Origin of the sequence: Olleya sp. Ti.3.14, assembly GCF_038154885.1 — a bacterium.
Taxonomy (GTDB): Bacteria; Bacteroidota; Bacteroidia; order Flavobacteriales; family Flavobacteriaceae; genus Olleya.
Genome location: NZ_JBAKAO010000001.1, coordinates 621,055 through 644,203, shown reverse-complemented (window position 1 = coordinate 644,203; position 23,149 = coordinate 621,055). Strand labels below are relative to the sequence as shown.

The following is a 23,149-nucleotide window of genomic DNA, read 5'->3' as shown; positions in this document are numbered from 1 at the left end:
TTATCGATAAAGTGTAATTTTTTGTAAAAATCTTCGATAAAAAGCACTTTTTGTTAACTAAATATTATAATTAGCTGCTGCAAAATCATAAAATTATTCTAATTTTTAGGTGAAAAGTAAGAGGTTTCTTTACTTTTTATTGTCTTTTTTTCAATTGAATTTAATGCTAAAATTAGTAGTCCAATTACCTTGTTTTTTTTGTTTAATTAACAAGTTTTAGCATGACTAATTTATAATTTCACGGAATACCGTTAGTTTATTTGTTGATAAAAACCTCAATTTTGTAGTATAAGTGTATAACAATAATTTAATAGATGCATTAACTATGGAAAACGCTAGTAATATTAAAATAGAATTAATAATTAGAAAAGATAACACGACTACAAAACAGTTTGAGCTTACCCAATGTGACTATAATTTTTCGACAAATTATTATCAAGAGGAGGATAGTAGACCTGTAGAGGTTAATTTATCTGGCGGAATTAAAAACGGTTTAGATCCTTTGTTTATAGCTTGGATTACTAATCAACCAGGAACTTGGTCTGGTAGTATAACCATTTTTATTGAGGATAACAACCAACCTGCAGTGTCATTAAAGTTTGATAAAGCTACTGCTACAGGTTGTAGTCAATCTTTTAGTGAGTATAATACAAGTATTAACGAAACTTATTTTAATGCTAATTTAAAAGGTGTTGTCTTTAATGATTTGGCACTTAATTAATAGCTAATAAAATAATCAGATAAAAAGCCTTTAAGATTACATCCTTAAAGGCTTTTTTTATATCTAAATTTTAAATTAAAATGGACTGTATAAAAAAAGGAAAGCGCTTTATGCTTTCCTTTTTTTTATAGTTTTTCAAAAATATAATTTAGCTTATAAGTTGTTTTCTAAAAACTCGCGTATTACTAAGTCCGTAAAAAATCCACTATGGTGTCCTCCCCAACAAGCGGTTAATGCAAATACGCCTGCTTCTAATGTTAAAGATTTTTTGTCTTCAGCACCTTCGTTAGGTATACAATAGACTTCAATGGAGTTAATACTTTCTTGTATTGCTTCTTTTCCCATATCATCACTACAAACTTCTTTTAATCCATCTGTAAGCCTTTGTAAACAAACGCTTGGTACAAACTTTATATAATCCATTTCAAAAGTATCCCAATTAATATTAATAGGTAAGGCTTTACCAACAATGTCGTTAATCTCTTTTTGATAATCTGATAAATATTGGTCTTCAATTGATTTTGCTGCTTTTTTTTCTTTTAATCCCATGGTAAATGTTTTAGGTGTTATTTATGATTCAAAGGTATTTTAAGAGCTTATAAATTTTACACCTCATTTAAGTGAATATTAAAACTCACGGAATTCCGTGAGGTGGTAGCTTTTAATTAGCTCTAATTTTATACTCTTAAAAATTAAAAGATGAGGATTGTAATTATACTAGGTATATGCCTATTTGTACTAGTAATATTAGCCAAAGGATTTACCAGGTTAGTTGGAGGTATTTCTAAAAGGCAAGCATCAAATAATTTAGTGCAGTATTTAACCAGAGAATATAAAGGTGAGCTTAACTTTAAAGATTTAAACCGTTTTTTTAATAGCGGAAACATGAATCCAAATATGTTTAGTGTCCATATTTTTAATGCAGATAAACCTGAAATTGAATTTTATTGTCATATAAACTTAAAAACAATACTAGAGGATGGAGGAATAACGATGAATGGTTTGGATGTAAAAACGATAAATGATTATTATTTAGAAGCAATTAAACGTTACGACACAAGGCAAGCTATTAAACGAATTTTTAAAACTGAATTTTCTTTAATTGTATTTAATAACAATAGTATTGATTTAACCACTGATGTTAATTTAGAATCTGAAGCCTTACTATTGTTGCTAAATAAGTTTATTACACGTTTAAATTATTTTTATGAAGATTTAGATATCTATTCTGATATTGCTTTAATTATAAAAACACCTTATCATCCAGAAGGGTTTATTGAAGTCCCTTTGGAGGTTTACGATAACAAATGGAGTATGTCCTGTTTTATGTTATCGGATAAAGCAACAAATTTTAATATTATAGAATCCAGAATTAAACGTGATCTTATTAAATATTTAGAGCAGTCACAGCCAAACTTTGAGATATATGACTCTAAAAAGGTGTATATAGATAAAAATGAATTGTCAAGAGCAGCTAGTGTCCAATACCTTAGCGATAAAACTGTTAATAATGAAGGCACAGTAAAATACCAAAACCCGCTAAAAGGGGTTTATGCAACTTATTTTGATTTAGAAACAGGTCATATATACAAAGGCGAATTAATTACAGTAAAAAATGATAAAATCTCTTATGATGAAGAACTTGTTTTGATAAAAAAAACGCTTCAAGCAGAAGGGGTTTTAGCTTGGTAAAGTAATATTGCTGTTAATTATTAATTAATCAAATAAACCAGATTCTATTGCATATTTTACAGCACCAGTTGTTGTTTTAGAACCCGTTTTTAATAAGATGTTTTTTCGATGTGTTTCTACGGTATTAACAGAAATAAAAAGTTTTTCCGAAATTTCTTTAGACGTTAATTCTTCAGCTAAAAGCGCTAAGACTTCTTTTTCACGAGGTGATAACTCAATGTTTTTATATTTTTTTCGTTCAAAAACACTTTCCATGTAACGCTGTTTGATAATTTCAGAAAAATATTGTTCGTCACCTAAAACAGTTCTAACCGCTTTTTGTAATTCGTCTTTACTAGTAAATTTTGGAACAAATCCATCAGCACCTTTTTGAATAACTTTATGTACAGTTCTGTGGTTGTCTAACATACTTAGCATGATGATTTTAACGTGACTATGCTTTTTCTTTATTTCGGTTAGCAACTCAATACCATCCATTTTAGGCATATTTATATCGCTAATAATTAAGCCAATTTTAAACTGCTTAAGTAATCTAACCACTTGTTTTCCTTCGGTAGCTAGATGTACTTCTCCAATCTCTTCCATGTCACTTAATATGGTATTAATGCCTTCTAAAAACATTAAATGGTCGTCTGCTATAATGATATTTGTTTTTTTCAAAATGTCTTAATTTATAGGAATGTCTATGGTAATTGAAGTTCCGTTTCCAGAACTACTATCAATAGTTATTGAACCCTTAACTTTTTGTAAACGTTCTTTTATATTACGAAGCCCAATACCTTGTTTTTTATTGGTTTTAAACCCTTTGCCATTATCATTTATTACAATGTTTAGGTAGTCTTCATGTTTAGTTAATTGCACTTCTGCTTGTGTTGCTTGTGCGTGTTTAATAATGTTATTTACTAACTCTTGTACAATGCGATAGGCATCTGCCAAAAGGTCTTCAGGTAGTTTATCAATGTCTTCTTCTGGAAAGAAAAAAGTTTGAATCGCTAATGTTGTATTATTAGTAATTTGTGAGACAAAATCGTTTAAAAAACTAGTAAACCCTATTTTAGAAAACGATAAAGGATGTAATTGATGAGAGAGACTGCGTATGTCAATACAAGCATTTTCTATAGCAGTGCCAATACGTTTGGCTTGTGGTTCTGTATTGTGTTTTTCAACATAATGCTCAAAAGCTATTTTTATACCAGCTAAATCACTTCCAATACCATCGTGTATATCTCTTGCTAATCTAGCACGTTCTTCATCTTGACCTTCCTGATAACGCTCTATTACAGATAATTTATGATCCTGAATCATTTGATTAATTTTCTGCTTTGCGTTTTCCTCTTGTTGAAGATTTAATTGTTTTTGTACTCGTAATCGCTGTATATACAACAACCTTAAAACTATTAGTGTTATTAAAACTAACACAAAACCAGCAATAAATGCGTTTCTAACAAAACGTTGGCGTTTTAAGGTAAGTTCGGCTTTTTGTAACTCGGCATCACTTAATTTTTGTTCTTTTTCTAATAACTTAATTCGTGTTTCTTTTAGTTGTGTCTCATAACGTTCTTGTATTTTAACAACATATTTTTCTTTGTCAAGAGCGTTTTGTTCTGCTACTGTAGTGATTCCTTTTCGATAAAAAGTTAACGCATTTTTGTAATCACCTTCGTCTTGATATAATTGTGCTAAGTTTTTGTAAATATCAGATTTGTAGCTAAGTAAAGATTGTTCTTCTCCTAAAGATAAGGCTTCCTGAAAATAATTTATAGCTGCTTTTGTGTGTCCTAATTTACTTTCGCATAAACCTAAGTCGTTTAACACAATTACAATATCTGATGTAAAATTAAGTGCTTTTAATTGTGTTAATGTTTTTTTTAAAGACACTACAGCGTCTTCACATTTGCCTTCTTCCACAAGCATTTGCGAAAGGTTGATATTTATATACGCAATAACAGCTTTATTGCCTTCTTTTTCTCGATATCCAAGTACTGTTTGATAGTGCTTTCTGGCTTGGTCAAACTTGTTTTGCTCTTTTAAAATATTAGCAAAGTTAAATAAGGTTACCAATACACCATCATCGTCTTTTAAAGCACGATATAAGTTTGCTGCACGATCTAAGTTTTCGGTTGCTTTTTTATATTCTTTTTGAAGCACATAAAGTGTGGCTATATTTTGATAGGCATTGGCCTCTTGTACTTTATCATCATTTGCCTTAGCATAACTTAAACATTGTATAAAACTATCCATTGCATTGGGATAATCACCAAGGTTTTTGTAGCCCAATGCTAAAATGTTATAGCAAGCAGCCAGACCATTAGTAATGTTTAACGCTTTTAAAAGTGTAATTGCTGCTTTTGTTTCTTTAATAGCACTTTTATAATCTCCTGAAATATTACCTAAATTACCTAAAGCATAATGCGCTCTAACGGTTTGTAAATCTATTTTTAGTCGTTTACTTTCCTTTAACCAGTCTTGTGCTGCCTTTTTAGCAACTATTGGATTGGTATATAAGTTTTGTGCGTAGGTTTGGGATAACGAGTCAATTAATGGTGTATTAGCAGATGTTTGAGCAATAACCCAAGTATTAATTCCTAAAAAAAGGAATAGTGCTATTAAGGTATGTTTTGCTTTTAATGCCATGTAATAAAAAACGTAAATTTAAGATGTTTAGACAAAATAAGAGGCTGTTATTGTTGATTTGATTTGTAATAATTCATCTTTTTCTGCTTCTGTCATTTCAATATCCAATAGGCTATTACTTTCTAGTAAATTATGTCTTAAAAACAAGTCGTCCTTATAGTATTGATCTGCATAGGTTTGCTGTTCTTTTAAAAGGTTTTTGTTGGGTTGGTCTTTGCTTAAAAGCATAGCATTATACTTATGGTACTCACTTTTATTTTCCATACCTAAAGCACATTCTTTTAAAGCACGTGCTAAAAGGTTGTATTCATCTTTAGGAAAACCAAAAAAGGAGGCTTCTAAATAGCTTTGTATTAGGTCCCAATAGGCATTGTATGCAGCTGTATAATGTTTTTCTTTTTTTAATAACTCAGCGTAATTTAAATCTAAATGCCAATCCCGAATCTCAGGAAATTGATTTTTAATAGTTTTAGATAGTTGAAGACTTTGTGCATCATCATAGCCTTCATTAGCACATTCTAAGGCTAACTTTAGATAGTACGTTGTGTTTGATGCTAATTTAGAAGCTTCATATAAAGCATTGGCTCCTGATTTATTATCACCTAAAATCCAATGTAAAAATCCATTGTTACGGTAATCAATAAATGAGGTTGGTGTTTCAACTAAATCTGCTGTTGTAACATCCTCTAAATAGTCTGGTTTTGTAATTAAAAAATCATAAAAACATAGCCAATGCAATACAGGATATAAATGTGGGTATAATTTATCTTGTTCGTGGTTGTAGATGGCGTACTTATAACATTCTTGATAATCACCTTTTTCTAGAAGAGCTTCAACACCACTATTTATGGTTTGACAATAATCATTGTCACCTATTTTGTAAAAGTAAATCTCTTCATTTAAGTCTTCTAAAAAGGCTGTGTAATTTTGATTTTTTTTATGATAGTCCATACGCATACTATACAACCAAGGAGCATAAGAATGCATAGGATGCGGAAAATCTTGAAGCGCTTCATTTAAAACCTTTAATGCTGCATCATGTTGCTGTAAATTAACTAAGGCTCGTGCTTGAAAAAACAAGGTTTTAAGTGTAGGTGTTTGTCCTTTATGAAATTGCTCTACAATATTTAAAATACCTTGCCAGTTTTTTATGCGGTTATTGACTTCTAAAAGGTAAAAAAGATATTCGCTTAAGCGTAATCCATTTTTAAAAGCTTCGTGATAAGCAGCACCTGTTTGATTGTAGTCTTCCTTGGCATAAAAATAGTGGGCTTTAAGTACTAATAATAAAGGATTATTAGGGTTTTGCGCTAAACCTTGCGTGACACAAATGTTAAATATTTTTTCGTTACCTGTGTGGTAATAAGCCGAATTACCCACTAGTAAATAATGATGTTGTGCTAATTGCCAACCAGAATCTGCTAAACCTTGCATATAAGCTTTGTACTGGTCAAAATTTTTGAAGTTTTCCTCTGGAAAATCAGGTGTTTTAGGCGCTCTTAACATTTGAGCAACTAAGTCATAACGCAAAAATGTTTTAGCATAATCAGCTAATAAATAACGAGTGTTTGGTGTAAGGTCTAATAACTTCCATTCGTTTTTCCAAAGTTTGGCAATTTCTGCAGATTTATTATTCCAAAGGGCTAATTGTATGCGCACTAAACTTTGACTTTCTTGATCTAATTGATCATCTAATTGTAAGCCTTTTAAAATGTCTAAATTATGCGTGGCAGATGCTAAACCTAAAATAGCTTTGTAGTCTGCAGCTTCGTCAGTGTCACATAATAGTTGTAAGTATTCCGACTGTACTTCATGAAATAAAAATCTAACTTCGGTTAAAGCTGGATAACATTCTAAAATATATTTTAAAATTAAAATAGCATCAGTAAAACGTTTTTCATGTTTAAGTTTTAAGGCATAATGAAGATGTAATGTATCATTATATGGAAAAGCAACGACTGCTTTTTTGTATACAGATTCCTGACAGTGTTGGTAATGACTACAAAGTATTTCGTAATCCGAAGCTTGGACTTCGTTTAGACTTTCTAAAGCTTCCAAATAAGACTCCATTACAGGCATATTTAGGTCTTCAAAAGCACAAATGTATAACATAACGATACGATAAAATCTAGCGTAATCTGTTTCGTTTAACTGTTCAAAATGTTCTTGGACTGTAGTAATATGCGATGATAAATGCGAGTAAAGATTAGCTGCGTAAAGTTGTTCTGCACGCTCAATATGTTGTATTAGATCTTGTCTTGTTTTAGTCATTAGTTCCATGTTTTAAACCAATTGGCATGTTGTACGTTAAGGCGTTGGTAGTGTTCCCAAAGGGTTTTTGTTCCAGGGAATTTGCTGTTGTCCTGCTCAGTTGCTCCTAAAACAAATTCGTCACCCAAACACACATTACGATGAAATTCTCCCCAACTAGAAAATGTTTTTTTTATGGTGTCGTTAGCATCTTCCATACGTAAGATTAACTCGTCAGTGTTTATATAACCAACGACTGTAGCTAAGCGCATTAGGTAAATGTAGTAGGCCAGTTCATAACCAATAAATTGTTGGTCCTTTAAGCTAAAACGATACGTCCATACCATTTTATATTTGTGTTTAAGTTTTGGATTTTCTAACGCATTATATTTACCATCAAACGTTGTGGAAGTATCCATTCTAAGTTCTGTTGCTAGTTTAGTAAAAGTGTTGGATACCATTTGTCCGCTTTGGTAACGTTGCAAGCTGTGGCGTAAATGCAAACCAGATGTAATACCATGTAGCTTTAGTAGTCTTTTAGCTTGTTTAATTTGCATTTGGTCTTCACTATCAAAACCAGACCAGCTGTTAAGGTTTGCGTTATTATGGCCTTTTTTAAGTAGTAGAGCGGATAAATTTAATTGCTGTTGTATTTGTGGTGTTATGTCTGCTGTCATTGTCTAAGTATTTAAGTCGTTTACAACTTGTAATAAAGTTGTTTTTAATGGATCAGAATAAGCTCCGGAGTTAGCCATAGCTTTTAACCCTAAAGCATAAGTTATAGCCATGTTAGAATCTTTTGCTAATTGTATAAACAATTGTCTACAAAGGTTTCCGTAAGGTTCTAATGGTGTTTCTGGTGCTAAATCGGTGTCCAACAAAGTCATGTAAAGCGCTTGTATAAATCGCGCTTGTAATCCTGTTGTGTCTTGTGCTAACCAAGATTTAAAAGCTACTATTTTGGTGCTTAAAACTTCTAATAGTTTAGTGTTATCAGTAGCTTCGGTTTTATAATGTTCTAAATTATGTAATGCTTTAGTTATTAAAGTATTGTCAATCGGAATGTCCTTTGCGTCTATTTTTGTTAGCAGACCTTGTTCTCTAAGGATATTGATATTTGTTGTTGCTTCTTCTTTAAAATGAAAGTTGTAAATACTTGTAATGGTTTTGTTTAAAGCAGTATTATCTGTAAAACCATAACTTTTATCAATACTATAATTATAAATATACTTGGTCGTATGTTGGTCTAATTTGTCTGGATTTAATTCTTGAAGAAAATCGGCTAGATAAGTTTCAATCTCTGCAGTAATAGTAGTAAAAATGCTATTACTATCTTGTTTTTGTTTACTTTTTTTATGAAAATGAAGCATACGATTGATGCTTTTATTTAAAAAGAAAGTGACATCGTCTTTAAGACTATTAAAATAGATACCAGTGCGTGATCCTTGCGTTTTTAGCATGTCACTTACCCAAACAGCTTCCGTTGTTAAACTGTAATAATAATCGCCTAAAAAATTATACCAAGACTGAATGATATTAAGTTTTAAAGGTGCTTTTATATTTATATAATGTGATTGCGCAAACAAATTGCATTGATCTTTTATAACATGATCAATGTTTTTAAGTGCCCAAATTTGGTTTACGCGTGTAAAGTTTCCAGAGGTTTTGCATAATGAGCTTAAAATGCTAACTAATAAGGGTAGGTTTTTAGTTTTTATGGTGTCTGAAGCTTCTGTTGCAGAGTGTGCTAATGCTAAAGCAAAGGATTGTAATACCTCACGATCAGCTTCATTATATAGTGTTAATAACGCTTCGCGAGCATCATAAAACATAAGTATTAAAAACTGGTTTAAAGGATCATTTATACCTGCTGTTTCAAAAGGAGCCAGCCATTCTTTTAAATTATCTTCAATTTTAAATATTGTTGTAATTAAATACGCTCCTGTAATTTGAAAATCACTATTATCCAATCGCAAAACAGGAAGTTTGGACTTTAGATTTTTAGTTAATTTATGAAGAAATAAGTCATTGTAAACTGTTTTTTGAGTCTCAATACCTGTTTTAGGATGACACCTTTCAAACCAAAACGGAATGCATGCTACTGGTAGTGCTTTAGTGGTACTATCAAATAAAAAAGGTTTAGCATAATCTTTAAACGTTTCGGTGTAAAAATTACTGCTTTCATTTACTGTTAACCAATCTAACAATCGTAAATAGCAGGCGTCCAATTGCGTTTGCGTTAAATTTTTAGTGTTAAGTTTAAATAGTATCACATCACCAGAATCCCATTTTTTATTGGCTAATGTATGGAGTAGAGGATATAGTCCCTCATTTGTTTTTATATTTAATAAAGCGTCACTTTTATCTTCAATAAATGCATAACGCTCCTTAATAGCTTGAAGTGCTTGTATTGCATAATCTAAATTAGTAGCATAAAATTGTGCTAAATCATCAGTAAACCAATGTGCTATAATATTATAAGCATTTGGTAAGTAAGGTTTGCCAATAGGTAAGAGGTGATGAGTATTGCTTATTAATTGTGTCCAATCGCCTAAATAAAAATGATTAACAAACGTCTGATTTATTTTAAAAGAGTGTGAGGTATAGTCTTGATTGGTTTGATTAACAAAATATTGTCCATTTAATATCTCTTGTTTTAAACACTGCTGAATTATAAAGTCTGAGCTTAAATAATCTCTTGTATCAAAAGCTGTATTTAATAAAAATTTTGAGAGTGGAAGTGAAGCGTCCGACGGACTTTGTACAAGTAATTTTATAACATTAAAAATACGAGTTTGAAGCGATTCCTTAACCGTTTTAGATGTTAATAAGCTTAAGCTGAATTTTAAAAAATTAACTAATAAATCACTACTTTTTTTATCAGGATAAAAGCCATGATCTATCAAAGGAAACCATGAAGCTACAAACTCTAATCCCTGATTTTGGTCTGCATAAACCTCAGGATGATAATATAGTTTTTGAGCCAATACATTTGTAAAAACAGAGGTTGTTGATTGGTTGGTTATGCTGTTTTTTGCTTGTATGTAGGTTTCCGTATCTTGATAGTTAAGTAACTCTAAAGTAGTCACTAATGCTTTTGCTTCATTTGGATTTAAAGTGCTATTAGTTAGTGTAGCTTCTATTTTTGTTTTAAAAATTACTGACATTATATGTAGTGCTTTATTAGCAATTTTGCTGTTTTAATGCTATCAACTAGTTGAAAAATTAGTTTTAACAAAGTTGAGGTTATCATTAGTTTTTTTTATCACTGAAAATGGTGATTTTTTATTTTTTAAACATAATTAGTGCAAAAATTTTAATCTGATAAAAGGACTTGTTAAGGATTGTAAACACCTTATTACATTTAAAACAATCGTAAAATAACACACTAATTAAAGCGTGCTTTTTTGTTTTAAACCACACTAAAAATTTTAGCGTCTAAAATTGAGTATTTCTAGATATCATTAATTTCAGTGATGCAGCTCAGTATCCTACAATCTAATTTTGTCGTGTATTAATAAACACATCAATTATTACCAATTATCTATTTCAATAAACAGTTTAAAACACGCTATTTTTATGAGAAATAAATTATTTTTTTTCGCACTATTATTAGTCTTAAGCACGTCTTGCAGTAAAAAAAGTTATACGGTTATGCATAATGATTATTCTATGCTAACAGGAGATGAGGTAGCCTATCATTTATCTAAAGACCTTTTAAAAATAGAGATTGTTTATACCCTAAACGAGCCAAAGTTGGATAAACATGAAGGGAACACACAGTTTATAAATAACAACGCAAAAGTAACTATTGAAGATCCTATTAAGATTACAAAATTGTTGGTAGCAGATACGTCCAAAACCTATTATATAATAGGTCAAAAAGTTTCAAATACTTTATTTGTAAATACAAGTGAGACGCCACAAAATAGTATAGCCAAAGACAGCGTTTTTATTTCTGCAAATAGTGTAAAAAGTGACAATACATTATCCTTTTTAACGGATTCTAATATTGAAGTTGGTGCTTATAATTCAGTTTTAAATATAAAGAATAACATGTCCAAAATTACAACAAAAGATGAAGCTGAGTTTGCACTAAAATTGTTGCATTTATATAAAAAGCAATCTACTAGAAAAGACGATAAAGAAAAGCGTTACATAAATAAAACTAAGCTAAAATATACGGTCATTATTGATCCTTCAAAACGCTACGTTAAACAAGGTCATTGGTCTGCCATTAAAGACAATAAAATATATCACACTATTGCGCCAGATCATCTTTTTGAAGAACACGTGACGCTAAACGATGTTGTGACTTTACAACTACCAATGCCAACAACGGAAAACGTAACAAAAGTAGCGACTCAAAAACCATTGGAAGGTGTAGCGTATCGCAGTTTATCTACTGTAAATTTTACGCTTTCGCTGAATGATTCTCGTGTAGCATCAGATTCATTATCATTATCGCAATTGGGTACTATTAAAACTATCACAATAAAAGATTTGGAGAAGTCTAATGAATGTACTGTTACCTTATTTAAACCAATTACCCAGAGCAATCATCTAAGTACAAAAGAGAAAATAGAGCAGTTGGACTATGATTCTAGCAAAGCTATTGAGGCTTCACAACTAAAAATTAAAGCGGAATACACTGAAAAATTGAATACAATCGATTTGGTTATAAAATCTGTAGAAAATCGTATTGATCAATTCTAACCCTATTATATCATTTTCGTTATCCTTAAATCTATAGCAATGCACAAATTAATGACACTAATTACTATAATTTTTTTGACGTCATGTACTGACCATATTATAGATTCTACAACCTCAAAAATAACTTTAGCATTCCAAGATAAGCAAGATTTAAAACCTAAACATTTAAAACATTTTATTCCGCAAGGCTATACGATTTTTAGGACAGGAGGTAAGCTTAATAAAGTTAAAGCCTATTTAAATACAGATGATATTTATGACTACGCTGTATTATTATCCAATGGTAATCAACACAATGCTTATGCTGATGCAACACGTGTAACCCTTGCTATATTTGAAGGACAAAAGGACGGAACCTTCAAACTTAAAAGCCAAACAGGTAATTTGACTTATGCTTTTATTTATACTGCTGTAGAAAAACAATTGACCGTTTTAAATAATAACGTAATTACTTTAAGGCATCAATCCATGAGACATGATTACGAGTTAAAGTTTAAATATGAAGCAGACTATGAAGACTATATGCTAATTGGATCAGACTATAATAACTACGGAAACGCCATGCATATTGGTGCTGGCAACGTCAGTACCAATTTTGTGTTTGGTGTCCGAAACGAAACAATTGACTATATAAAAACCACGTATTTAAATACAGTATTACAACCTATATCAGTGGTTAATGCAGACAATGTATATGATTTGATTAGTGATTAGTCTGTACAGTAAAAACGAATAATGAATTAAAACTAACAAGCATTTTAAATAATACAAATGGAAACAAATTTAATTATAGAATCGGTTGAAGACGCCGGAAACTTGTTTAATAAACAGTATAACGCATTTATTGCAGCCCAACCACGAACAGTCACTATTGAAGATGATACATTTACACTGTATAGTTTTGAAAAAATGATTGCATTAACTAACATAGACGGTTTAGAAGTTAGCGAAGCGCGCGCTTTAAAAGGCTATGTTAAGACTTTAAAAACTATTTTAGGTCCTACTGTTTATGATCAAAAAGGAAAAAATTGGTCCATGTTAATGTTGTCCAGCAGCATCACTATTGGTAATAATGCATCAGGAGATTTATTATTTATAGATAGACATGATGGTAAAACATTGTATATTTTTCGTCATGATGATGGCAGCTTGTTTAAAACCAAATGGACCTTGAGCAAATTAATTAAAGCCTATTCTGAATAAATTTTAAACTAATAAACCGCAAGTTTAAGCATATAAAAAAGACCAACTACAAAGCTGTAATTGGTCTTTTTTTTGAGTTATAGTTAAAAAAATAATACTGCTATAACTGTGTTTTTTAGAATTTAAAAAGGTAAAATTAAAAGGTATTGTTTAGACCGCAATACGGTTAATAGCGTCCATCTTTTTAAGTATGATAGGCACAAATAAAGCAAACTTAGCATTAAACTCCTCTTGTGTTTTTGAAGTGTTTAAATTATTACCCATAGTGACCCAAGTTGCGTATAAAGCATCTTCAAAATCAACATTATCTGTGTCAATATTTAAGGCTTTAATCAGGTTAAAATTTTCATCTTGATTATAAAACCCTGTGGCATTAACTATTTCAAACACCAACTCAAAGATACTCCTGGTTTCTAAAAGCTCGTTAATTTTAAGTTGTGGTTCTTTGGATCCACTTATGGCATCAAACACATCAACCATTAAGTTTTGGATTCTGCCATTAATACTAAAGTCTAAATATTTCAAATCTTTTAATTTTAAATTATTAAAAAGTATTTACCGTTAGTTGGTTTTAAATAGCGGTAAATACTTCTTGTTTTTCTTTTTTTACGCTTTGTTATTCTGATAATGGAATATGTCCTGTAATACGTCCTTCTTTTACAATAAATAAAATATCAGAGATCTCTGCATTTCCAAAATTGTCGTCATTCCAAGTGTACTCATGTAGGTATACAAACTTATTTAGTAATTCCTGATCTGCATCTCTAGAAATAGCCATCATACACGTACGTCGTGCTAATGATACAAGTAACTCATCTGCTTGTAACATTTCGTGCGCTTTTAGCATGTGTGAAACGGATAAGATTCTTTCGCTTGAAAAATCATTACCGCTAGAGGTGACTACTTTGTTATCAAATGTTTCAGAATATTCAAATACGGTTTCGTAATTTTCTAAGTTTTGAAACGCTTGTTGCGTGATTTGTTGACCATCCATAGTTTCTAAGTGTTTTTTTGTTAAAAACACAAAATTATCTGGAGTATCTATACCGTAACCAATAACAACTTTAGGTCCGTTATCAGAATTTATTAAATTAGAATTTAAAGCGCCTGCTTTAAGACCAACCCAATGTCCTGGTTTTAAAATTGGATAGATTTTTTGATCACTTTGCTTTGTTTGCTCAATGATTTTTTCCAATTCTTCTTGAGATTTTTCTTTTCCGTGAATGACTTTGCTCATAATACTATTTGTTTAATTATTTACTACAAATTTATAATTGAACGCTGTTTTTATTATCACGGTATTCAGCCATTTACAGATTTAGTGGTTTGCTTTTTGAGCATAAAAAAAGGTGTTATACGCTTGTAAACACCTTATGGTTATAGTTTTAAAAAATAATAATATTAATACTCTAAAAACATGACGTGATTAGGATTACTATGTGTTTTTGAAATATTAAAATTATAAGCTCCAGCTATTTTAAAGCCCATTTTATTATAAAACTGAATGGCTTTTTTGTTTTCTACCCAAACGACTAACCACAACCCCTTTTGATTATGTTGTTTAGATAGTGCAATATTAAAATCCAACAATGTAACACCTAATTGTTTGCCTTGAAAAGCCTCTAAAAGATAAATCCTGTCTAATTTGGTGATGTTTTTGTCGGTAATATTATCGTTAGGCGTTTCTAATTGAATTTTAGAAAATCCTGCCAATTGGTTATCGTAATACAGTAAATGGTATAGCGCCTTTTTGTTTTCAAACTCTTTAAAAATAGTGTCTGTATTGTAGGTGTTTAAAATAAAACGGTCAATATCTTCCTTTGGCGCACTGTTACCATGAGACTCTCTAAAGGTCTGTTGTCCTAATGTTGCAATTATTTCTGAATCTTCAGAAGTTGCTTTTATAATTTTAATCATTTGCCTTAAAAATGCTAAACTGTAGTGTGTATTTTATTTTGCAAAATTAGGTGTTTATGTAATATGAAATCTAAATTATTTGTCTAGAATTAATGTTTTAAGGTGAATGGTTTTAGTATCAATTAATTGAAAGAGCCTTTATCTAAAAGGTTTTTGTATGTAAAAGTGAAACGTCTACATCAAATATAGTTTTTACCAATAAGTACCAACTAAAAAGGTTAATCTTATAAAAGCAATGACGCTTTCTGAGGTTAATTGTAAAGGAGCTTTTAAGTCGGTAATCTCTTGATCATCCACAAATACAACAAATAATCCGTCTGTAAAGGCTAGTAATACATTGTCTATTGCTTGTTGTTGGTTGGCCAAATTAGTATTGGTAATTTCTCCAAAATCAACTTTACCGCTGTGGGCTTGTTCTTGAATTTGTCTAGGCGTTAAAAATCCAATGACATTTACAGTTGTGCGCTTTGTGTTAAAAGCATCGACTTGATTTTTGACACATGCGATTAATAATTCTTCTAAATTTTTGGGTGTATGATCTAATGTAAAAGGGACTTCTTTTACTTTTTTCTTACCTAATCTTTTTAGTTGTAACGTGAATATCATGCTATACTGATTTTTTTTGCGTTAGGGATTGTCGTGGAAAGCCCACAGTGCGATAGCACGAGGACTTGCAACAGAAAGCCCGACCTCGCCTAAGCGAGGTAACGCCCTAATAATTTAAAGTTAACTATTTATCTGTGCTAAAATAGTTGGATCTTGGATTTTGTTGTCTTCTGATAGTAGTTTCATTTTTGAAATAATCTCAGCAGATTTTGGATCGTCGTCAACAAATGGTAAAAATAATCGACCTCTATGCTGACTGTGTACTGGAAGGATGGATAATGATAGTCCGTTTTTGCTGACTTGACCACTTCCTAAATGAATACTATAGTCTCCTAAAGTCCCTTTTATAAACAGATGACGCTCTTTTACAGTAATATTTTTTAGTTTGAATAATTTTGCAGAAGCCTCAGCTAAAGCAGCTCGCATTTGCATAGTACTGTGGCTGGCTTCAGGGTCGACACCACCAACATGAGCGACGCTTACAACTAGGTCAATATCGCGCATGATTTCGCTGAAAATAACTTCAGGAATTTCTGTTAACGGAATACGATTGTAGTTGTCTATAGATTGAAAACAAATGTCTTCCAATGTTGGCGATTCCGCATCAGAAGGCGAGTACCAGTCTGCCATAGCGTACATTGTGGCAATAAACCCGTGTTTGTGATATACTTTTTGCAAACCATCTTCCATGCTTACTGTCCAACCACGACTTCTTAAAAGTGCGACGGTTTTTTTAGGTTGTATTTGATGACCTTGGTAACGTTCTGATCGGTTACTATGTTCACGCTCATCCGCAGTAATTAAATACAATTCTCTAAACACTTGTTTAAATGGTTGCGTAATACGCGCTGCAAACAACTGTTTTTGGTAAAGATCCCATTGTACTGCTTGGTATAAATGCGAAGCATGTGCAATAAGTAACACGTCGTCTTCTTTTAAAGGATGCGTTGTTCCGGTTGCATCTGTTAAGTTACCTGAGTTGTAAAATCCTGTGATTTCTTTTTCTGGTACAATCAGCACTAATTTAGTTAACATCGCTTTTACAATAGGATGTTGCATCATATTATGAATTTCGAGTGCTGTAAATTGGTCTTGATTAACCATCGCGTTTTCTAATGATAAACGCGTACGACTGTACTGTTTTGATAAGTACGTTTTATTGTCTTTTAAGGCAATTACTTGTTTGTCTTTACGCAGTTTAACAGGAATATTTTTTAAGACTTTATCTGCTTTTGTTACTTTGATTGTAGTTTTACCAAGATCTGTAATTATAAGTGCTATTACCGTGTCATCAATAGTAACAATTGCTTGTTCCATAATGGCTTTTGTGGCTTTGGCTTCCATTGCCCAGCTAAATCGGACGCGATCTTTGTAACCTGCATTACGAGATAAATTGTCTAATGCTATTGTGACTGCAGCAGCTTCGCTTTCTTGACGTTGGGCACCAAATTGTTTGCTTTCTTTTAAAAAATCTTGGAGTAGGTTATAGCGTTTTAGTAGATCTTTTTCAGGAATGGTTTTACTTAACGGAATTAATCCCAATGCGCGTACGTAATCTTTATCACGCTTGTCTTTAATTTTTTTAAGTGTTTCTGTGATTTTTACTTCGCCTAACATGACGCTAGAATATAGTTTTACTTGTCGGTGTCCATTACCATCAGAGATATATTTAGCAGCATCATGAAGCAGTTTCCAATTGGCTTTTCCTAGGGTTTTATATACTTTATTAAACCAATCAATATCTATAGCGCCCAAAGCGAAATCGTTTTTTGGAATGTTAGAATAACGCGAAATAATGGTTTCTTTTTCGCTGTTCATATAGTCTGAAGCATGTGCTTGAAACCACCAAACTGCATTGTTTAGGCTTTCTATGTTAAGATATTGGCCAACAACTTCAGCCCATTGCGTGGCATAGCACGCTAGTTCTATTAATCGTTTTTTAGGTAAATTAGCTTGGTCTGCCAATCTTGCAAAATCGGCATAGCTTTCCGTGTCTTTAAAGGTTGTCTTTTTTAAGATATTACTAAAAATAGTTTTTTTACTGTCTCCGTAATAACTGTAACCACGTTCAAAATTATCTTTTCCTAAACGTTCTAAAACTCTAAAAACATAGTCTACACCTTCAACTTTATGGATGGAATTTATATATTCTGTAGCAGGCGTAATTAAATCACCACGCTCTAATTCGGTTTCTAATAAATTAGTTTTTAAAGGAAGAAAAACGTGCTTAGGTACCATGTCACGTTCAAAGCCATTTTTGTAATTCATCCTGTAATTAAAACCACCATCAATAACCGTCATTAATGATTTTGAATGTAGGGCTTGAAACAGTAAGTCGTCGTCTTTTATTAAGCCTTTTTTATAAAGATTTAAGGTGATTTCTATATTAGGAAATTCTAAATTACGTGGCTTTTTATTATTTTCAGTAATGACTTTTATATCTGTAGTAACATCCGGATGAGACATGTTTTGAGCAATTAAATACATGTTAAGACACCAATATTTTAAAAGCTCTTTATTAGAAAATTGATTTAAATAATTAAGACTAAAACTTGGTGTTAAGGGAAGGATAATACTAGTCCAATGGTATGTTGTTGTATAGTATTTGTCGCTGTCCTGAAAAGTTGTAAGCTTGTATTTATTAGGGAAATTAGCAATCATGTCCTCAAAAATCGAAAACTTGAAAGATCCTATAGTTTTGGTGTCTGCGTAAACCCTAAATAAACGTTTTAAAATAGTGTTGTAAGTATTTAATCTGTTAGAATAGTTTTTTGTAACACCTAGATTTAAACCGTTTAAATCTGGGTAATATTGCCTTACAAAAGGCTCTAAAGCTTTATAAGTCCCAAAAGGATAACTACGGTTGTTTATGTAGCGAATTGCAGCATACATTTCAAAATCATTAAGTTGACTTTTTTCATACCATTCTATCCATAATTTTGCCAACGGAATATTGTGTAAGTGCTCCTCAGGTGTTGGAGATTCGCCTAAACGCTTCATGTCATACAATCCTTTTTCTAAAAAAAGTGTACGCGTTTCGCCTTGATAGCTTTCCATTTGATATTCGTAGTTTCCATTTTCAGAAACTAGCCTAATTAAATGATTAACTTGATTAATAATTTTACTAGTATCTATAAATTCTTTGAATTTAAATTCAGAAGATTTTGACGTAGAGATTCCTAATTTATCAAAGAAACTGCTCTTATTTGTTTTAAAATGTGCTTGTGGTTGGTAAAGTGGTGTTAGGTTGTTATAATCAATGACACCAAAACCATTACTAAAGTTATACTCTTCTGTGGTATCAGAAAACTTATCTAAGTAAACTTGTTCGTTTTTAGTGATTTTAGGTCGTTGATTGTAGGCTTTTATGTGTTGTTCAATAAAATCGGGTTGCCTATTATCGTCATGTAAAACCGTTAATATTTCTAAGCCAGCAATACGTTGTTCTACATTTTTTGAAGTGATTAAATTTGTAGTACTATGTCTTAAACGGTCAACAGGAAGTTTAACTATTAAATGTATCAAGGCAGTGCGTAAGCCTTTGTTTTTACGTCTTAGTAAATCTTCGGCAATCTCTAAATCTGCATCATAAAGGTGCATTTTACTAAAGATATTTAGTCCTGTAGCCATAACCAGTTCATTTCTGTTATAAATGGCTTTCCTAGCTAAGGCTCTTTTCCATGAGTTTTGATCAAACTTTAAACGGACTTTGCTTTCTTGACTTTGTTTGTAATTGTAAAAGGAATAACTGTAATGTTTAGGAAACACTTTACGAATGTAAGCTTCTCTATATTCTGTAGGGAATGCCTCAAAATCAGTAGCCATTAACTCTAATTGCTGCTCTGTAGCGCTATTAATTAAAAACTGAAAGAAGTATGTTGGACCAGGAGTAAAAGACCACCAAGAGAAAATTTTGCTTTCAAAGGATGTTCCTTTTTCTATAACGTTTTTTGCTACGTTTAGTAGTTTGTCAAAAGTTTTATTATCTAAAGTCGTTGATGGTAAATTAACTGCCATCCAATGGTCTAAAGCGTAATCTTTTCCTAAATTTTCAATAAAATAAGGTACTAAAGCGTCGTTTGTTTTTTCTGTTGTCGAGATAAAATACAAGGCTAAAATTTTCTTGTTTCTATCTTCAGAAGCAAAAACAAGATCTAAAGCTTTTCTGTTTGCAGTATCTACATCCAAAATTCCAATAGACCATAACGCTACTAAAACCTCTAAATTATCTTTACTTTCAAGCAATGTGTCTACTGATTTTAGATTCAGAATTAAAGATTGTGCTAAATCTAACACACGATTAATTACTGATTTTTTAGGCGTTTCCCAATTTAAACCAAACCAAGTGCTTACAGCTCTAGTGACACTACTAAAGCGGGTAAGGTCGTTTTCTAATATAACATTAATTATAAATTTAAGAGCACCAAGACTAGAGTAGTCTAAGGCTTCTAAGATGGTTTGTCGTAAGCCTTCTTGACGTTGTGCTGCTAAAAGTAATTTAGCGACTAGTTCCCAATGTTTTTCGGCTTCAGACAACAGCAAGGCTTTTATAATATCTGCACTAATACCACCAATCTCATCTTCTGCTTGAATAATGTCGTCTAATAAGGGATCAAACATAGTTCCGGCATTGTGCAATACAGTAGCTAAAAAAATACTGTTTGCATTAGGATGATAGACACTATATTGAAAATGCTCTTGTAGTGATAGTCCGCAAAAACCCATGCGACTAAACTGTAAAAACCGAGTAAAATAGTTTAGTTTATTAATTAAAACAGTTTTAGAAGGTTTAGATCTAAAGGCTTTTCTGTTATAGTCTGTTTGATAGGGTAGCGTGTCCATAAAATCCCACATGGCAGCTAAATAAGGTGCTTGTACAACACCATAAAGTTGCATGGCTAAACGCATACCTTCCTGATTAGCCCAAGGATTAACAGTGATTGGACTGTCAAAAGCCTCCATAAAATCTGTTACATTATACCAAACACGTTTATCTTTTTCTACACCACCTAAAATTTTTCCTAACACTCTATATGGCGTAGAAAATTGTCTAAAGTCAAAACGATCAACTTCTGGTTTTTGATGTTTTTTAATGTATTTATTAGCTTCTTCTATTGGAACCATATGTTGTAATCCTTTACGTCAGTGTTTAATATTAACTATTTGCTTTTATCAAATAAAAGCTTAATTATTGACTGCAATATAAATGGAATTCAACTTTTTTTAATCACTGTATTTGGTGATATTTTTTGTTTCAATTATTATCACTTCAAAACCGTACGTAATATTTTCCAAACATCTAGATTATCTTTTTGTGGTATCAAAAAGGTTTCTAGATCTTCTGGATTATTGACTTGTTCAGACTTGTCTATAAAGCCATATCCCAAGTATATACTATTTTTAATTAGCACAAAAGCTTCCTCTTGATTATGTCTTCCTTGTTGTTTTAATACTACGTTTTCTTTGTTGTTATTAATGTAATCAATTGCTGAGGTTACTCGTAAATTGTAATTTGTCACACTTTCTTCATTTGCGCAAACACCTTTACAGGTTGTTATTTTGTAATGCGAACATTGTGCAACACCATCTTGTAAATGACAAAATTTAGGGCATAACGAAAACTTAGTACAGAGTAGCTCTAAATATTGTCTACAGTCTGTAATATTAGAAAACGTTTCAATTGGATTTGGTGTAGCTTTTAGTGTGTTAAATGCTAAATGCGTGATGCCTTGTCTGTCTTCATAACTAAAAATAGCATACGCTTTTGGAGTGCGTTTGGATACGACGTTGTATTCTGGGTAGTGCTGCTTGATTGCTGCGTCTTCCATTAGTAAAGCAATAATCTCGCTTCCTGATAACTCAAAGTCTATATCAGCAGTGTTACGACATAAGTCTAAGGACTTTTGTGCTTTACTGTAAAAGTGACTTAAAACACGTTTTTTAATGTCTTTTGCTTTACCAATATATATAATCTGTCCTTTTTTATTTTTAAAATAGTAAATACCTGCTGAATTTGGTAAATTATTAAAAACAGTGGTCGGTAAGTGAGAAGGTAATGTGGCTTCTTTAGACGATTTTTTTAAAAATTCAGCAAAGACCTTTTCGGTTTCCTCTTGATTAAGTAACATTTCAAATAAAACAACGGTTGCCTCTGCGTCACCTCTTGCTCTGTGTCTGTCTACAATATTAATATTTAGTGACTTGCATAATTTTCCTAGGCTATACGATTTATGACCTGGTAGTAGCTTTCGTGATAAGCGGACTGTGCATAGTTTTTTTCTGTTAAATTCAATACCTAAAGCTTTAAATTCATTTCTAATAACATTATAGTCAAAGTTAACATTATGTGCAACAAAAGTAGTGCCTTCAGTTATCGCTAAAATAGCATTTGCTACTTCTGCAAACGTAGGTGCATCTGCAACAGTAGCATTGTCAATACCTGTTAAAGATGTAATAAAATCTGGGATGTAAACCTCTGGATTAACTAAAGAGGTAAACTCGTCAATAACCTGTGTGCCATCATATTTAAAAATTGAAATTTCAGTAATCTTATTTTTAGACCCACTGGTTTCAACATCAATAATTGTATATATCATTTTATAGACTTCTCTAAAGCTTTTAATTCGACACCTAACTCGTTAAACATACCTAAAATACTGCTAATTTTCAACTCTTCTTGTGTGTATTCTTGTGTATTAATACTGCATGTAAATTCCCAAATTTCTAATACTTCATTAATTGGTACACTATAGTCGTTATAGGTTTTATTGTCTGATATTAGTAATAATGAGTTGTTTAAATCAATATTATTATACACACGTTTATAAACCATACCGTCATTTAAAGTAACTAAAACATAGGTTCTGCCACTTTTAATTTCGCTTCTATCTTCTACAAAACGACCAATAACAAACGAGCCATCCTTCATTGGTAACATCGAGTCTCCTTTTATAGGAAATGCACGATGTTTTCCTGTAGGAAGAAAAGGTAGTTTTATTTTTTGAAGTTGCTCAATATATTCTGGATCGTCATAACCTGCTAAATATCCAGCCGAAGCTTTTACAGGCACGACTTCAATTAAATTTTCATTATCATCATCAACAGTAATTGGAAATAGGACACGTTGATTATTTAACTCTATAAAAGAGAAATCTTTAGCTTTAGTTAAGTCGTTGCGCAGTAAAATATCTATAGGTATTTTAAAGTAATCTGAAAACGCAATTAAAAACTCTAATGTAGGTGCAGATCGGTTCTCTTCGTAAGAGCCAATTCGCGATCTGGTAACATTTAACTCTTCGGCAATTCCCTCTTGAGATAGCTTTTTGAGATTTCTTAAATGTTTTATGTTTTTAGATATATAATTCATAATACTACAAATGTAAGCAATAATTACTTAAATATGTAGCTAAT

General features: G+C 31.5%; 18 protein-coding genes. 5 read left to right on the top strand and 13 right to left on the bottom strand.

Features of this window, described 5'->3' with window-relative positions:
• Window positions 1-325: 325 nt before the first annotated feature.
• Complete coding sequence (gene tssD / locus V6251_RS03035) at window positions 326-721, top strand: type VI secretion system tube protein TssD (protein WP_292946680.1); 396 nt, start codon at window positions 326-328, stop codon at window positions 719-721.
• 153 nt (window positions 722-874) lie between these two features.
• Here tssD and V6251_RS03030 read toward each other — a convergent pair whose 3' ends face one another.
• Window positions 875-1,270, bottom strand: coding sequence for a hypothetical protein (locus V6251_RS03030; RefSeq protein ID WP_292946683.1), 396 nt, complete (start codon window positions 1,268-1,270; stop codon window positions 875-877).
• A gap of 150 nt (window positions 1,271-1,420) precedes the next feature.
• Here V6251_RS03030 and V6251_RS03025 point away from each other — a divergent pair, with 150 nt between their 5' ends.
• Complete coding sequence (locus tag V6251_RS03025; RefSeq protein ID WP_341586985.1) at window positions 1,421-2,413, top strand: hypothetical protein; 993 nt, start codon at window positions 1,421-1,423, stop codon at window positions 2,411-2,413.
• Window positions 2,414-2,437: 24 nt separating this feature from the next.
• On the opposite strand, the gene V6251_RS03020 is transcribed toward V6251_RS03025, so the two are convergent.
• The 5 genes from V6251_RS03020 to V6251_RS03000 are packed head-to-tail and all read right to left on the bottom strand — an operon-like array spanning window position 2,438 to window position 10,464.
• Window positions 2,438-3,073 carry a response regulator transcription factor gene (locus V6251_RS03020; protein WP_341586984.1) on the bottom strand — a complete coding sequence of 212 codons (636 nt, stop codon included), beginning with the start codon at window positions 3,071-3,073 and terminating at the stop codon, window positions 2,438-2,440.
• A gap of 6 nt (window positions 3,074-3,079) precedes the next feature.
• Window positions 3,080-5,047, bottom strand: coding sequence for a tetratricopeptide repeat-containing sensor histidine kinase (locus tag V6251_RS03015; RefSeq protein ID WP_341586983.1), 1,968 nt, complete (start codon window positions 5,045-5,047; stop codon window positions 3,080-3,082).
• Window positions 5,048-5,074: 27 nt separating this feature from the next.
• Entirely contained in the window at window positions 5,075-7,318 is a 2,244-nt protein-coding gene (locus V6251_RS03010; RefSeq protein WP_341586982.1) for a tetratricopeptide repeat protein, read from the bottom strand.
• Complete coding sequence (locus V6251_RS03005; RefSeq protein WP_341586981.1) at window positions 7,318-7,974, bottom strand: DUF1266 domain-containing protein; 657 nt, start codon at window positions 7,972-7,974, stop codon at window positions 7,318-7,320. Before V6251_RS03005 ends, V6251_RS03010 begins: the two co-directional genes overlap by 1 nt.
• A 3-nt stretch (window positions 7,975-7,977) precedes the next feature.
• Window positions 7,978-10,464: a hypothetical protein gene (locus V6251_RS03000; protein ID WP_341586980.1), complete on the bottom strand. Its 2,487-nt coding sequence runs from the start codon at window positions 10,462-10,464 to the stop codon at window positions 7,978-7,980.
• 412 nt (window positions 10,465-10,876) lie between these two features.
• Between V6251_RS03000 and V6251_RS02995 the strand changes: the two genes are divergently transcribed.
• From V6251_RS02995 to V6251_RS02985, 3 genes are read left to right on the top strand one after another with little or no spacing between them, the layout of a single operon-like run.
• Window positions 10,877-12,013, top strand: a complete 1,137-nt coding sequence (locus V6251_RS02995; RefSeq protein WP_341586979.1) for a hypothetical protein — start codon at window positions 10,877-10,879, stop codon at window positions 12,011-12,013.
• Between the two features lie 39 nt (window positions 12,014-12,052).
• The gene (locus V6251_RS02990) at window positions 12,053-12,727 is read left to right on the top strand and encodes a hypothetical protein (protein ID WP_341586978.1); all 675 of its coding nucleotides are present in this window, start codon (window positions 12,053-12,055) and stop codon (window positions 12,725-12,727) included.
• A 57-nt stretch (window positions 12,728-12,784) separates the two neighbouring features.
• Window positions 12,785-13,216, top strand: a complete 432-nt coding sequence (locus V6251_RS02985) for a hypothetical protein (RefSeq protein ID WP_341586977.1) — start codon at window positions 12,785-12,787, stop codon at window positions 13,214-13,216.
• A gap of 150 nt (window positions 13,217-13,366) precedes the next feature.
• Here the strand turns inward: V6251_RS02985 and V6251_RS02980 are convergent, their stop codons facing one another.
• The 7 genes from V6251_RS02980 to V6251_RS02950 form a co-directional block, all read right to left on the bottom strand.
• Complete coding sequence (locus V6251_RS02980; RefSeq protein ID WP_341586976.1) at window positions 13,367-13,741, bottom strand: hypothetical protein; 375 nt, start codon at window positions 13,739-13,741, stop codon at window positions 13,367-13,369.
• Between the two features lie 91 nt (window positions 13,742-13,832).
• On the bottom strand, window positions 13,833-14,453 hold the full coding sequence (locus tag V6251_RS02975) for a hypothetical protein (RefSeq protein ID WP_341586975.1): 621 nt from the start codon (window positions 14,451-14,453) through the stop codon (window positions 13,833-13,835).
• Between the two features lie 164 nt (window positions 14,454-14,617).
• Window positions 14,618-15,133 (bottom strand): GNAT family N-acetyltransferase, encoded by a 516-nt coding sequence (locus V6251_RS02970; protein ID WP_101202601.1) that lies wholly within the window; start codon window positions 15,131-15,133, stop codon window positions 14,618-14,620.
• 192 nt (window positions 15,134-15,325) lie between these two features.
• On the bottom strand, window positions 15,326-15,739 hold the full coding sequence (locus V6251_RS02965; protein ID WP_101202600.1) for a hypothetical protein: 414 nt from the start codon (window positions 15,737-15,739) through the stop codon (window positions 15,326-15,328).
• Between the two features lie 120 nt (window positions 15,740-15,859).
• Entirely contained in the window at window positions 15,860-20,863 is a 5,004-nt protein-coding gene (locus V6251_RS02960) for a DUF4132 domain-containing protein (RefSeq protein WP_341586974.1), read from the bottom strand.
• A 140-nt stretch (window positions 20,864-21,003) separates the two neighbouring features.
• Entirely contained in the window at window positions 21,004-22,335 is a 1,332-nt protein-coding gene (locus V6251_RS02955; RefSeq protein ID WP_341586973.1) for an exonuclease domain-containing protein, read from the bottom strand.
• Window positions 22,332-23,105, bottom strand: a complete 774-nt coding sequence (locus V6251_RS02950) for an XRE family transcriptional regulator (protein ID WP_339808844.1) — start codon at window positions 23,103-23,105, stop codon at window positions 22,332-22,334. The genes V6251_RS02955 and V6251_RS02950 overlap by 4 nt, the downstream gene beginning before the upstream one ends.
• Window positions 23,106-23,149 lie beyond the last annotated feature (44 nt).